The following is a 14,206-nucleotide window of genomic DNA, read 5'->3' on the forward strand; positions in this document are numbered from 1 at the left end:
GTCCTCCTTATACTCCATTTTCGCGCAAGGCGCGATAGCTCGCGACGCGACGCGGTATCTCTCCGTGCGCGTGCGGAAAATGGCGATCCGGGTAAGCTGGGTGGAAGACACGTCGATGTCTCGGTGATAAGGATTCCGCATACCGGCGGCCGCGTATACCGGCGGCCGCGTATACACCGATCGTGTTCATCGGCGCGGCCAGGCCAAGTCCCGGCCTGGAGAATTCTCCTTTGCCTTGTCAGCCCGGGCCTGCCCAGCAAGTATCCCTCCCAGGAGGTTAGTTGGGATGAACGCGCCACTGCGAAGCCAGGCTGCGATGGCTGCTGTCAGCACAGGTATCGTCGCGCTGACAGCGTTCTACTACGTATTCCCGGAACAGCGGATGATCTTCGTCTTCATTGGGGTCGTCGGCGTTTTCGGTATTGTGCTCGGTGTCTTTCTCAATCACCCGGTGCACCGGCTCCCCTGGCTGTTGCTGGCCGCGGGAAACCTTGCCTTCGTCGCGGGCCAGGCCACGCAGATCATCCTCATCGAGTTGCTCAAGGACGAGATCCCGTTTCCGTCGATCGCCGACGGATTCTATCTTGCGGCATATCCGCTCTACGCGGCCGGGCTGCTGAGTCTTGTCCACTGGCGCACGAGTTGGCGCGACCGCGTGAGCCTTGTCGACGCTCTGACGCTGACAGCGGGCCTGGCGCTGCTGTCGTGGCTCTTCCTCATCGATCCGTATGCCCGCGTCGAGGGCCTCACCTGGGTGCAGAAGGCGTTCTCCATCGCTTATCCGCTCGGCGACATCCTCGTACTGGCGATGTTGCTGCGCCTGCTCGCCGGCCGTGGCGGCAAGAGCCGCTCGCTGATGCTGCTCACTGCGGGCACTGTCGGTCTGCTCACAGCCGATGTGGCCTATGGACTGATTCAAGTGAACGGGACCTGGCGCACTGGTACCGCGGTCGATCTCGGCTGGGCCGTCCTGTACGGCGCCTGGGCGGCCGCCGCGCTCGATCCGAGCATGCGGTCGCTGACCCAGCCGGTGGAATGGCGCGCCGAGACGGGCACGGGACGGCTGAGTCTGCTCGCCCTGGCGTCGTTGATCGCGCCGGTCATCCTCCTGACGGAGGCGGTGCGCGGTGTGAGGTCGGACGTCGGTGTCATCGGGGTGTTCTCCGCCGTGCTCTTCCTCCTCGTCCTCTACCGCCTGGCGGGTGTGGTGGCGACCCACCGGCGGGCGGTCGGCCGGGAGAAGGTGCTGCTCAACGCGGTGTCGTCGCTGGGCGGAGCGGGCGATCTGCGGGATCTGGCCGCCGCCGTCAACTCGGCCGTGACGGAGTTGACGGCGCACAGCCCGCCGCGCTCCGCGCTGCTCACCCTGCCGGACCACATCTGGGTGAACGGGTCGCGCGGCGGCGAGGGACCTCGGTCCGCGCGGGCCACCGCGGCCATACGGGAACTGATCGCGTCCGGCGAGATCCGCCTGGTGACCATCGACGGTGTGGGGCCCGATCTTGCCGCCCACCTCACCGGCCTGGACGAGGACGCGAACCGCCCCGGCCACGCACTGGTCTGTCCGCTCATCTCGCAGGTCAACCCCTCTGGCGACCCGCTCATCGGAGCGCTGATCGTGGCCGGGGACGAGCGCGACCTGCTCGTGCTCCGCGACACGCTGGCGACTCTCGCCGCGCAGTCGGCACTCGCCGCGGCGCGGGTCGCCCTCGCCGAGGAGGTCAACCGGCGCAACAGCGAGATGTACTTCCGTACGCTGGTGCAGAACACCTCCGACGTCATCCTGATCCTCGACGACGACGACCGGGTCCGTTACGCCAGCCCCTCCGCCGACCAGGTGCTCGGCGTCCCGGACCTGGAGGGCACCCTGCTCGTTGATCTGATACCGCCGCAGGACAGCCGCGCAGTGGCCGAGACGCTCGGCCGGATACGGAACGGCGAGTACCAGGCCAGGCGCGAGCACTGGCGCATGGTGCGCACCGACCGGGCGACCATCGAGGTCGAGGTGAGGTGGAGCGACCTGCGCGAAGAGGCCACCGTCGGCGGCGTGGTGCTCACCCTGCGGGACGTGACCGAACAGCGCAAACTCGAACGCGAACTCACCCACCAGGCGTTCCACGACTCGCTCACCGGCCTGGCCAACCGCGTGCTCTTCCAGGAGCGGATCAACCACGCTCTCGTGCAGGCTCAGCGCGAGGGCACCGTGGTCGGTGTGCTCTTCGTCGACGTGGACGAATTCAAGGTCGTCAACGACATACACGGCCACGGTGTGGGCGACGAACTCCTGGTCGCGCTGTCACTGCGGCTGCAGACCACCGTCCGTGCCTCCGACACCGCCGCGCGCGTCGGCGGCGACGAGTTCGCACTGCTGGTGGAGGGCTCTGCCACCCCGGCCGGCGTGGAAAAGTTCACCGAGCACGTGATGACCGTGTTCGCCGAGCCGTTCCGGCTCAGTGTGGGGCCGGTGAGCGCGTACGCCAGTGTCGGCGTGGCGACGACGGACGACAGTATCGACTCGGTCGAACTTCTGTCACACGCCGATCTCGCGCTGTACGCGGCAAAGACGGCGGGGAAGCGCCAGTGGCGCCGCTACCACCCGGAGCTGCAGAGCGGCATGGCCGAGCGTGCCAAGTTGCAGGCGGGCCTGGACAGTTCGTCGGTCGAGACGTCGTTCACGGTGCTCTACCAGCCCATCGTGGAACTGCCCAGCGGGCAGATCGCCGGCTTCGAGGCGCTCGTTCGCTGGCCCCACGCCACGCGCGGCATGGTGCTGCCGGAGCAGTTCATCAAGCTGGCCGAGGAGAGCGGGCAGATCGTCGCGCTCGGCGCCTGGGTGCTTGATCAGGCCTCGGCCGAGGCTGTCCGGTGGGAGGACTCCGTGCTGCGCCACGGGCCGGCCGACCGCAACGCACCTTACGTCAGTGTGAATGTGTCGCCGCGTCAGTTCAGGGACGACGAGTTCCACAACGTGGTGCGGCGCGCCTTGCAACTCTCCGGAATCGAACCGTCGTCTCTCGTACTGGAACTGACCGAGAGTGTGTTGATGTACAACGACGAGCGCATACTGGCTGAGATGAGTTCGCTCACCGACCTCGGGATCCGCTTCGCGATCGACGATTTCGGAACGGGCTACTCGTCGCTGAGCTATCTGCGCGAGTTCCCGATCTCGATACTCAAGATCGACAAGTCGTTCGTCGACCAACTCGGGCGCTCGACTGAGCAGTACGCCCTGGTCGAGGGCATCACGCATCTCGCCGACACCCTCGGCCTCACGGTGATCGCCGAAGGAGTGGAGGACGTGAGGCAGCAGGAGTTGCTGATCTCCATGGGCTGCCGACTCGGCCAGGGGTACCTCTTCGCCAAGCCGGTCAGGGCCGAGGAGGCGGAGCACCTCGTCCTCGGGCCGCCGCTCGGCCGCCTGGCAGGATTGTCCGGGGCGCCCGCCGAAAGGAAACGGTGATGGCGGCGGCCCTCTCCCGCTAGGCAGGAGGCCCGACGTGACGGAACGTGAACAGCTGTCGGCAGAGTCGGCCGCGCGGTGCGTCGTGCTGTGCAACGACGAGGAGCAGTACGCGATCTGGCCCGCCGACCGCCCGATTCCGGCAGGGTGGCGTCGCCTCGGCGGGCCGGCGCCCGCCGGGTGGTGCGCGACCCTGGTCGACCGCCTGTGGACCGACATGCGGCCTGCGAGCGCCCGCACCGGGGGGAGGCCCGGGCGGGGCACCGTGCCCGAGCTGGTCCGGGAGCGGGCGCGGCGCGAGCCGTCCGCTCTCGCGGTGCTCTCGGACGAGGGCCGGCTCAGCTACGCCGAGCTGACCGACCGCGCGGACCGGCTGGCCCACCGGCTGAGGCAGTCGGGTCTCGGCCCGGAGTCCCTCGTCACCGTGTGCCTCGACCGCGGGCCCGAGCTGGTCGTCGCACTACTGGCGGTGCTGAGCTCCGGCGGCGCGTTCCTGCCCCTCGACCCGGCGACTCCGCGGCGACGGGCGGCCGGACTGGTCGGGGAGAGCCGTTCACGTCTCATCGTATCGAGCCGCGAGCACGCCCCGATGTTCGCCGGGTGCGAGGCTCGGATCATCCACACCGGCGAACCGGCCACGCAGGTGCCACCGGAGGGACAGCGGCCGGCCCCCGGCCCCCGGCTGGACGACCTCGCCTACGTGATCTACACCTCCGGATCCACCGGACCGCCCAAGGGTGTGATGATCACGCACCGGTCGCTGGCCCACTCCCTCACCGCGGTGGCCCGGGCATACGAACTCAGGCCCGGCGATCGGGTGCTGCACGCCGCGGCGCTGGGCTTCGACACCTCACTGGAGCAGATCTTCGCCACGCTGATCAGTGGCGCGACACTCGTCCTCGCGGGAACTCATACCTGGGCGCCCACCGAACTGCTGCAGCGCCTTCCGGAGCACGGGATCACCGTCGCCGACCTGACCCCCGTCTACTGGCATCGGATCATCTCCGTCCCGGACCGCGACGAGAGCCTCGCGTCGCTGAGGCTCGTCATCGTCGGCGGCGAGATCGTCACCGCGAAGGACTGCCGCGCGATTCGGCACCGGATCCCCGGCGCGCGGCTCGTCAACGCCTACGGACTCACCGAGACCACCATCACCTCCACGCTCTGCGACCTGAACGAGGAGGTGCTCGCCGCGCCGGACACCGCCGTCGCCCCGGTCGGCAGGCCCCTGGAAGGGGGTCAGGTCCACGTGCTCGACGCCGAACTGCGCCCGGTGCAGCCGGGCGAGCGCGGCGAGCTCTACATCGGCGGCCCGGGTCTGGCACGCGGTATCTGGCGGCAACCTGCCCTGACCGCGGAGCAGTTCCTGCCCGACCCGCACGGCTCGGCGCCCGGGGGCCGGATGTATCGCACCGGGGATCTGGGCCGTCGACGCTCGGACGGCAACCTGGAAGTGCTGGGCCGGGTCGACGACCAGATGAAGATCCGCGGGTTCCGGGTCGACCCGGCCGAGGTCGAGGCCGCGCTCGCCTCCCACCCGGAGATCGGCCAGGCGATGGTGGTGGCCCGGACACACGCAGGAGGCGACCGGGACCTCATCGCGTACTTCACGCCGACCTCGCTGCCGGCCGGCGGCGAGGCGGTGTTGCGCGCACGGCTGCGGTCGGCGCTCGCCGAGATCCTGCCGGGCCACATGATACCGGCGGCCTTCCAGGCGGTGGAGCGGCTGCCCCTCACACCCGGCGGAAAAGTCGACCGCAGGGCTGTGCCGGAAGCCCTGACCGCGGCGCCGCCGACCGGCGCCGACGACTTTCCGGTACCGCAGGGGATGGCCCAGCTGTGGGGCCAGATCCTGGATGTGGACTATGTCCGACCACACGACGACTTCTTCGAGTTGGGCGGCAACTCGTTGCTGGCCATGGAGATGCTCGCCCGGACCCGCGTCGTGTTCGGCATCGGCGTCACACAGATCCGCGACCTGACCCGTTCGCTGCTGCGGTATCCGACGCTCGCCGCGTTCGCCGAGTCCGTACGCCAGGCACGTGCCGGCACACTGGCCCACCCGGGCGGCGGGAGCGTCGACTTCGCCGCCGAGACCGATCGGCACATTCCGGGCGTGGGCCGTGACGCACCGCCTCGGGACCCTGGGCGCCCCGGCGACGTCCTCCTCACCGGGGCGACGGGGTTCTGCGGCGCGCACATGATCGACGAGCTGTTGCGCAGGACGACGGGACGGGTTCTCTGCCTGGTCAGGGCATCCGACGATCAACACGGCATGGAACGGATCCGCGCGAACCACCAGCGGTACGTCCGCAGCGATCTGCCCAGCGGGCGCGTCCAGCCGGTCGTCGGCGACCTGGGCAAGCCCGGACTGGGTCTGTCCCCAAGCCGGTTCGAGGAGCTGGGATCGACCATTGACGCCGTCTACCACTTCGGCGGCCAGGTCAACTTCATCTACCCGTACCACGAGTTGCGTGCGGCCAACGTCGACGGAACATACGAGATCATCCGCCTGGCTGCCCACCGGAACGTCCCCGTCCACTTCACCTCCAGCATGGCGGTGCTCGCCGGATTCGGGCCGGCCGGGGTGCACGAGGTGACGGAGAGCACGCCGCTGCGCTTCCCCGAGTATCTGTCGGTGGGATACGTGGAGACCAAATGGGTCGGCGAAGCGCTGCTGAGGAAAGCCTCCGACGCGGGCCTGCCGGTCACCGTCTACCGCCTGATGGACATCACGGGCCGCAGCGGAACCGGTGTGTTGAACACCAGCAGCGAACTGGCCGCCCTCTTCGACTTCATCGCGCGGACCGGGCTGTGCCCGGACGTCCGGCTGCCCCTGGACTTCCTGCCGGCCGACCACCTTGCCCGTGCCATCGGACACATCTCCACCCGCGGTCAGGCTCGCGGCGAGGTCTACCATCTCACCAACCCCCGCCCCGCGCTGCTGAGTTCGCTGGCCGAGCGCCTGCGCCGGCGGGGTCACTCGGTCCAGGAGGTCCCGTACGCCGAGTGGGTCGCCGCTCTGGTGAAGTACGCGGCCGGGCATCCCACCGACCCGATCACCCCGTTCGTCCCGCTTTTCGTCGACCGGTGCGCGCGCGCCGACATCACCGTGAGCGAGATGTACTTCCAGGGCGTCTTCACGGAGTTCACCCGCGGCAACGCGGAACGGGCGCTGGCGGACGCCGGGGTCGACATTCCGCCGGTGGACGCGGAGATGATGGACCGCTACATCGACTTCCTCCAGCAGGCCGACGACGTCCGGCCGGTGAAGGGCCAAGGACAGGGAGCGGCCCAGTGGTGAGCCGGTGCCCTCGCTGGGAGGCGCTGGACGTGCTGGGGGCGGCGCCCGACGGTCCGGTGGCCTTCGGCACTGATCTCAGCCCCGCCGGCCTCCTGGCGGCGTACCGCGCCGGCGTCTATCCGTTCCCGGCGTCCGACGAGTACACCCGCGCCCTCAACGAGGTGGTCTTCGCCGATCAGGTGCAGGAGGGCCGCATCCGGCTCGTGGGCGAGGTATCGGCCGATCCCTACGCCGTCTCCTGGTGGTCGCCCGACCCCAGGCCGGTGCTGCCCGTCTCGGCCGCGCACCTCAGCCGGAGCCTCGCCCGGCGGCTGCGCAACCGGCTGCCGTGGTCGACCAGCCTGGACCGGCGGTTCGAGGGGGTGGTCCGCGAATGCCGCGCCGGCCGCGTCCCCCTGTGGCTCACCGACGAACTGGTCGCGAGCCTGGTCCGCCTGCACGATCAGGGTCATGCCCACAGCGTCGAGGTGTGGGAGGACGGCGATCTGATCGGCGGTGTCTTCGGCCTTCAGGTCGGATCGGTCTTCAGCATGGACTCGATGTTCTTCCACCGTCCCGGTGCCTCGAAGGTCGCGGTGACCGATCTCGCGGCGCGCTTCGCGCAGGCCGGCGGCGAACTGCTCGACGCGCAGCGGGACCGCCCGCACGTCCGTGACCTGGGCTGTGTTCTCGTACCGCGTGAGGAGTACGTGCAGCGCCTCCACAGCACCGGGCGCGACACCCTCCCGATGCCCACCGCCACCTTGCCCGCCCGCCGCCTCGCCCAGCCGACGGGATCGCGCTGATCGCGTTCGTCGCGCTGCCCGCCCCGTTCCGTGCGAGGCACGCGAGCCCGCGGCGCGAGCCGTCACCAAGAGACCCAATCGGCTGGGGCGCTGATCGAGGACCGCTCGTTTTCCGGAAGGCCCGGCGAATCCGGTCATCGGGGGCATGCCCTCGTGCATACCGAAACTGAGTCGCCGTCAGAAGACCGGCGCGGGAAGGCATGAGCGTGACGGTGCCTGGCAACGAGGCCACCGAATACCGCAGCCGACCGCAGCCCCGGGTCGGCGTCCGCTCCCTCGGTTTGCGATCTTCAGTGGTTCATTCTTTGCTGGAAATGTCCGACGAGCGGATCGCTTGATCTCAGTCATCGCCCGCCACACCGAATGCGTCGCGACCGGTCGGGCGGTGGCCCCGGCCGCGCCTTGTGGTCGCTCCTGAGATGTGGAGGCGGACGATGGAACCGGAGTCCACAGCCACGCCAAGGCAGTATGCGGCCGACGACGAGGAGCGGTTTCGACTGCTGCTGAAGAACTCTCCGGACATGGTCTTCCGCCGGACGATGGACGGACTCTACCGGGAGGTCTCCGCCGCGGGGCAGGCAATGCTCGGTCGGCCGGTCGAGCAGATCGTGGGAACGTCGGTGGAGTCCTGGGTGCATCCGGGCGATGTGGAGGAATTCGAGTGGGCGGAGCGGGATCTGCTCCGTGACGGCCGGGTGGCGGTGTGTCTGCGTCTGCGGCACGCCGACAGGCACTGGGTGTGGACGGAGACGACGTCCTGGGTGGTGAGGGACCCCGCAGGCGAGCCGCTCGAAGTGCATGGGTTCACTCGTGAGGCGGAGGGCCAGCGGCGCAGGGAGGAAGCGCTGCGGCTATTGCAGGATCAGGCACGTTCGGTCATCGAGTCCGCCCGGGACGCCTTCGTCGCCATCGACGAGGACGGCCTGGTCATCGACTGGAACCTGGGCGCAGAGAGGCTGTTCGGGTTCAGCCACCGTGAGACGATGGGCCGTCCCCTGACGGAGACGATCATTCCTGAGCGGTACCGTGCCGCGCACATGGCCGCTCTGCAGCGGGTTCTGGCGGGCGGGGAGGCTCATGTGCTGGGCCGTCAGATCGAGTTCACCGCCCTGCATCACGACGGCCACGAGATCCCGGTCGAACTGTCGGTGTGGCGGCTGAAGTCGGCGAAGGCGCGCTGTTTCAACGCCTTCATCCGGGACATCAGCGAGCGCAAGCAGGCCGAAGCCGCTCTGGCGGAGGCCCGCGACCAGGCGATCGCCGCATCCCAGGCGAAATCGCACTTCGTCGCCTCCATGAGCCACGAGATCCGCACCCCCATCAACGGCGTCATCGGGCTGAGCGACCTGCTGCTGGGGACCGAACTGGATGCCGAGCAGAGCCGCTACACGCAGGGCATTCGGGCCGCCGGCACGGCGCTGCTGTCGCTGATCAACGGCGTCTTGGACTTTTCCAAGCTGGAGGCGGGCAAATTCGAACTGGACGAGGTCGCCTTCAGTCCGCAGGTGCTGGTGGAGGAAGTCGTCTCGCTAGTGGCGCAGACCGCCCAGGCCGAGGGTCTGGAACTGCTCAGCGACTGCAGTCCCGACCTGCCCGCGGTGGTGCTCGGGGACTCTGGTCGGCTGCGGCAGATCCTGCTCAATCTGGCGTCCAATGCGGTGAAGTTCACCGAATCCGGCGAGGTCCTGCTCCGTGCCCATCCGGCCCGGTCCCGGCCACCCGCAGAGCGGGCGCCGTGGCTGCAATTCGAGGTGGCCGATACCGGCATCGGCATCGCCGAGGCCGATCAGGGGCGGATGTTCGACGCCTTCTCCCAGGCTGATGCCTCCACCACCCGCCGCTTCGGAGGCACCGGTCTGGGGCTGGCCATCTGCCGCAGGCTCATCGAGGCCATGGGAGGGTCCATCGGCCTCACCAGCCTGCCAGGCCAGGGCAGCACCTTCTACTTCACCGTCCCTGTGCGCGCACCCGACACCTCCGAGCAGCCCCCGGCCCCTCTGCAACCCGACACTTTTCGTGGGCTGCGGGTCCTGGTCGTCGACGACAACGACACCAACCGGCTGATCCTCGACACGCAACTGCGCAGATGGCACATCGAGCCGACCGTGGTCACCTGTGGCCCCCAGGCCCTGGTGGCCCTGCACGAGGCAGAGGCCGCGGGCCGTCCCTTCGCCCTGGCACTCCTCGACCACTACATGCCAGACATGGACGGCATGGAGCTCGCCCGCCGGATCACCACCGACCAGAACTTCGCCCGCGTACGGCTGCTGCTGCTCACCTCCGGCCCCCCGGTGCCCGCCGTCGAGCTAGAGGCGGCCGGAATCGCCCGCAGCCTGCCCAAGCCCGTCCACCAGTCCCAGCTCCTGGACTCCCTGGTCGAACTCACCACCCAGACATGGCCGGTGGCCACGCCGGCCTCGGCAGCACCCGCGCCCATCACTTCCTCGACCGCCCACCGAGGCCATCTCCTACTGGTCGAGGACAACCAGATCAACCAGATGGTCGCCCAGGGCATGCTCACCCGGCTCGGCTACAGCACGGATACCGCCACCGATGGCGTCCAGGCCCTGCGCATGACGGAGGAACACAGCTATCAGGCTGTGCTCATGGACTGTCAGATGCCCCGGATGGACGGCTACAGCGCCGCCCGGGAACTGCGCAGCCGGGAACGGGACAACGGCGGTCACCTGCCGGTGATCGCCATGACTGCCCGCGCCCTCGCCGAGGACTGGGAACGGTGCCTGGACGCGGGCATGGACGACTACGTCTCCAAACCCGTCACCGCCGACGAGCTGGAAGAAGCCCTCACCCGCTGGGTCCACCCCACCCACCCAGCGGACAGCGAGGACCTGCGCGTCTCCATCGAGCAGCGGCTGAACGAACTGCGCGGCGCCGGCGCCCCGGCCGAGCACGAACTGGTGGACGGGCTGGTGGACCACTTCCTCGCCCGGGCCCCCGAGATGACCAGCGCGCTCTTCCACGCGCTCGACCGCCACGACGCGCAGGAGATCGCAGATCAGGCACACAGCCTCAAGGGCGCTGCCGGCAACCTGGGCGCCGAGGGGCTCGCCGCCCGCTGCCAGGAGGTGGAAGAGCACGCGCGGGCCGGAGACCCGGCCTCACTGGCCGACACCGCTCCCCGCCTCCAGGCCGAACTCGACCGCACCTGTCGGACCCTGGAGACGCTCCGCTCCCGCCCTCCCGGCCACGAACGCGGCTGAGGAGCCGCCCGCAGACGGCCGCCAGGGATGGTGGGCCGGAGGAGGGAAGGAGAACCTGTGGGCAGGGTTCACGTCCGGTTGCCCTCCCGCCGTGATACGCGAGACATGGCGGCCCGGGCGTATACGGCAGCAGGGACCGCGGTGATCGTCACCTATCCGGTCGCCTCGTCCGCCGTGCGTTACATGCTGCCGGTGCTGGTGTCCGCCTCGGTCGTCTTCGCGATCGCAGTGGGAGTGACCAGGAACAGGCCGCCAGCGGTCCTTCCGTGGTATCTCTTCACGGCGGCCATGGCACCGTGCGCTGCGGCGGACACGATCTGGGGCCTGTAGCAGGTCCGTGACGCCGAGGTCCGTTTCCGGGTGTGGCCTACATGCTCTACCTGGGCAGCCACCTGTTGTTCGCCGCGGGCCTGGTGACGCCGGCCCGGCAGCAGGAAGGCAGCCTGCACCGGGCCGGGCTGCTGGACGGGGGAATCGTCACGCTGGGGTTCGGCATTCTGTCGTGGGCGTCCATTATTTCCCCCTGCCCGCGCAGCGAACTGTGCATCGGATGGCTGGTGGTCCTGCTCGCTGCCGACGGGCTCTACTACGGAACGCCGGCGTCGAGGGGGACCGCGATCGCGGAGGACGTGTCCGAAGTGGGTGGATGGTCTCGTCCCTCCTGTTGGGGGCGGCGGCGCTGCACTCATCCGTCGCCCGGACGGCACAGCCGGCACAGGACCAGGAGAGGCTGCCCCGGCGGCGACTGTCGATCCTGATCGGGCTCATCCTGATGGGGCCCTTGATCGTGCTTGCCGATGTCGGTGGCATCCGGGACGAGCCCGTGAACGTCACGGTGATCGTCGGCCTGATGGCCAGCCTGTCGCTGCTGCTGGTACTACGCGTCGCGTTCCTGGCCCAGTACGCCCGGCTCAGGGCCATCGAGGAGCGGACGCAGGCCCACGGCCTCGCGGCATCACTGCGAGAGCAGGCAGAGCGATACGGCGCGTTCGCCAGCACGCGCTCCCGGCTCAGTCGCCCTCACCTCCTCACTGCTTGACCATATGGACGTAATGCGCAACAGTGTCAGTATACGAAGTAAACTTACATTGTCGCCAGGGAGTGGGCGCAGGTTGTAGCAGCCCCCCGAACGGCTGAACCGAATGAGGCCGTCGCCATGACACATATGCATCCTCGTATCCAGGCCAGTGATGACTCGCACTGTGCGCCGGAGAGGGGCGTGTCTGTCGGCGAGATCGGGAAGTCCTCCGCGGAACAGGCGGAAAGGATCGCGGTCCTTGCCTTGATCCCCGCGCACAACGAGCAGGACGGCATCGCCTCCGCCGTTGGCGCCCTCAAGGCCCAGGACCGCCCCCCGGACAAGATCCTCGTCATCGCCGACAACTGCACCGACCTCACCGCCCAGCGGGCTGAGGGCGCCGGAGCAGACGTCCGGCCGACCCTCGCCAACCGCCACAAGAAGGCGGGCGCGCTGAACCAGGTGATCGCCCAGGTGCTGCCCACACTCGCCGATGGCGATGCCGTCCTTGTGACCGACGCCGACAGCGTCCTCGACGCCGACTTCGTCGGAAACGCACTGAGACGCCTTGAGGCGGGCTATGACGCCGTCGGTGGGGTGTTCCGGGGTTCGCCCGGTGACGGAACGGTAGGGCACTTCCAGAGGCTGGAGTACGTCCGCTACGCCGGGGACGTCAACTCCCTCGCGGGGCGGACCCTGGTCCTCACCGGCACGGCCGTCATGTTTCGCGTCGGCGCGCTGCGCGACGTCATCGAAGCGCGCAGGACCGGGCGCATCCCCCCCGGCGAGGGCGTGTATGACACCAGCGTTCTCACCGAGGACAATGAGCTCTCGCTGGCGCTCAAGCACCTTGGCAAGAAGCTCCTCTCCGCCCCCGAGTGCACGCTCGTCACCGAGGTCATGCCGACCTGGCGAGAGCTGTGGCGCCAGCGGGAACGCTGGAAGCGAGGCGCTTTGGAGAACTGCTTCCAGTACGGGATCACCAAGATCACCTGGCGCTCCTACTGGGGACGGCAACTCCTCACCCTTCTCGGCTGCATCGTATCGATCGCCTATATGGCGACGATCGTCTACGGACTCACCGCCGGAGCCTTCCACCTCTACCCGGCATGGCTGGCGCTGACCGCCTTGTTCATGGTCGAACACGCCGTGACAGTACGGCGGTTGGGAAGGAAGCAGATGCTCGCCTCGGCGACCCTCTACGAAATCCCCTACGAGTACTTCCTCCAAGCAGTAGCTGTTTCGGCGTTCGCCAAATCGGCCGTCCGCCGCCGTACCACCTGGTGAAAGGAACCATCATGTATCACAACACCCTTCCCGGCATTGCCACCGGAACCGGCATCGGCGGGGGCGTCCTCGCCCACACCGGGGCCGGCTTCACTCCCCTGATGGCGCTGTACCTGGCGCTGGCCGCGTTCGCCCTCATCGCAGGGGGCGCCGCCCTCACCCGCACGTTCCGACACGTCAGGAGTGGCTGACATGAAGGGCTTGCTCCGCAGGCCCTACCGACGCATCAGGCCCGCCCCGGCGGCGCCGGTCACCCCGGCCCCGCCGTTCGCGGGGGGCCCCGTCTTCCACGACACCTTCGCCTCCGGCGTACTCGATCGGTGGGAGTTCGACCTGGGCGGCAACCACGTCGGCCGGCAGGTGTACACCGGGAGCAACCACGTCACCACCGAGCAGGGTGTCACCCTGTTCGCCCGGCCCGACCGGACATCGGCCAGGCTGGTCTCTCGAGAGGCACCCTTCGTCCCCGGCACTCGCCTTGTCTACGTCGCCGAGCTGGACCCGGAGAACTCCGCAGTCTGGCCCGCCCTGTGGGCCATCGGTCAGTCTTTCGACTGGCCGAAGTGCGGCGAAGTTGACGTCATGGAGTGCGGCCTCGGCGGTCAGTGGGTTACCAAGCAGACCGTCCACACCCTGGCCACCAAGGCGGTCTTCGGGGACTGCGGCGAAGGCCCGCCCTCGCGCGACGTCCCCAACGGCACGGCGGTGTACACCGCCGAATGGCACGACAAGGCTATCCGCTTCACCGCCAACGGAGTCGAGGCCGGGACCGTTGCGTACGCGGCCACCGAACCCATGCGCCTTGTGATGAACATCGCCCTCCACCCCGGCGGCGCCCTCGACGCGCCGTGGGCTATGCGGGTCAGGGAGGTGACCGTCGAGGTCCCTGCAGTGCAATGAAAAAAGTGCCCCCCAACCGCCTTCACACAGAGGGCGGTTGGGGGGCACAGCTCTGCCGGGCGCGACCCTGCGCGAGGCCGGAATCACCCCTGGACCGGCGGACGGAAGCGTCATGGGTAGCCGCTGATGGCGACGGTGCAGCCGTCGGCGACCCTGACCCAGGGCGGCACGCGACCCTGGTCGAACCCCAGGCACGGCAGTCGGGTGGCAGGAAAGTCCCTGACCCGCGCC

8 protein-coding genes are annotated in these 14,206 nt (G+C 68.9%); all 8 read left to right on the top strand.

Features of this window, described 5'->3' with window-relative positions; translation table 11 throughout:
• Positions 1 to 286: 286 nt before the first annotated feature.
• The 8 genes from ACFYZ8_RS14015 (at position 287) to ACFYZ8_RS14050 (ending at position 13,975) form a co-directional block, all read left to right on the top strand.
• The gene (locus ACFYZ8_RS14015; protein WP_388532465.1) at positions 287 to 3,460 is read left to right on the top strand and encodes a putative bifunctional diguanylate cyclase/phosphodiesterase; all 3,174 of its coding nucleotides are present in this window, start codon (positions 287 to 289) and stop codon (positions 3,458 to 3,460) included.
• 37 nt (positions 3,461 to 3,497) lie between these two features.
• Positions 3,498 to 6,764: an amino acid adenylation domain-containing protein gene (locus ACFYZ8_RS14020; protein ID WP_388532467.1), complete on the top strand. Its 3,267-nt coding sequence runs from the start codon at positions 3,498 to 3,500 to the stop codon at positions 6,762 to 6,764.
• Positions 6,761 to 7,549, top strand: coding sequence for a leucyl/phenylalanyl-tRNA--protein transferase (locus tag ACFYZ8_RS14025; RefSeq protein WP_388532469.1), 789 nt, complete (start codon positions 6,761 to 6,763; stop codon positions 7,547 to 7,549). The genes ACFYZ8_RS14020 and ACFYZ8_RS14025 overlap by 4 nt, the downstream gene beginning before the upstream one ends.
• A 434-nt stretch (positions 7,550 to 7,983) precedes the next feature.
• Positions 7,984 to 10,770, top strand: coding sequence for a response regulator (locus ACFYZ8_RS14030; protein WP_388532471.1), 2,787 nt, complete (start codon positions 7,984 to 7,986; stop codon positions 10,768 to 10,770).
• Between the two features lie 646 nt (positions 10,771 to 11,416).
• Positions 11,417 to 11,809, top strand: a complete 393-nt coding sequence (locus ACFYZ8_RS14035; RefSeq protein WP_388532473.1) for a hypothetical protein — start codon at positions 11,417 to 11,419, stop codon at positions 11,807 to 11,809.
• 180 nt (positions 11,810 to 11,989) lie between these two features.
• Positions 11,990 to 13,075, top strand: coding sequence for a glycosyltransferase family 2 protein (locus ACFYZ8_RS14040; RefSeq protein WP_359029968.1), 1,086 nt, complete (start codon positions 11,990 to 11,992; stop codon positions 13,073 to 13,075).
• 11 nt (positions 13,076 to 13,086) lie between these two features.
• Positions 13,087 to 13,266 carry a hypothetical protein gene (locus ACFYZ8_RS14045; RefSeq protein WP_359029969.1) on the top strand — a complete coding sequence of 60 codons (180 nt, stop codon included), beginning with the start codon at positions 13,087 to 13,089 and terminating at the stop codon, positions 13,264 to 13,266.
• Between the two features lies 1 nt (position 13,267).
• Positions 13,268 to 13,975, top strand: coding sequence for a hypothetical protein (locus ACFYZ8_RS14050; protein WP_388532475.1), 708 nt, complete (start codon positions 13,268 to 13,270; stop codon positions 13,973 to 13,975).
• Positions 13,976 to 14,206: the final 231 nt, after the last annotated feature.

Source organism: Streptomyces sp. NPDC001668 (assembly GCF_042893155.1).
Classification (GTDB): domain Bacteria; phylum Actinomycetota; class Actinomycetes; order Streptomycetales; family Streptomycetaceae; genus Streptomyces.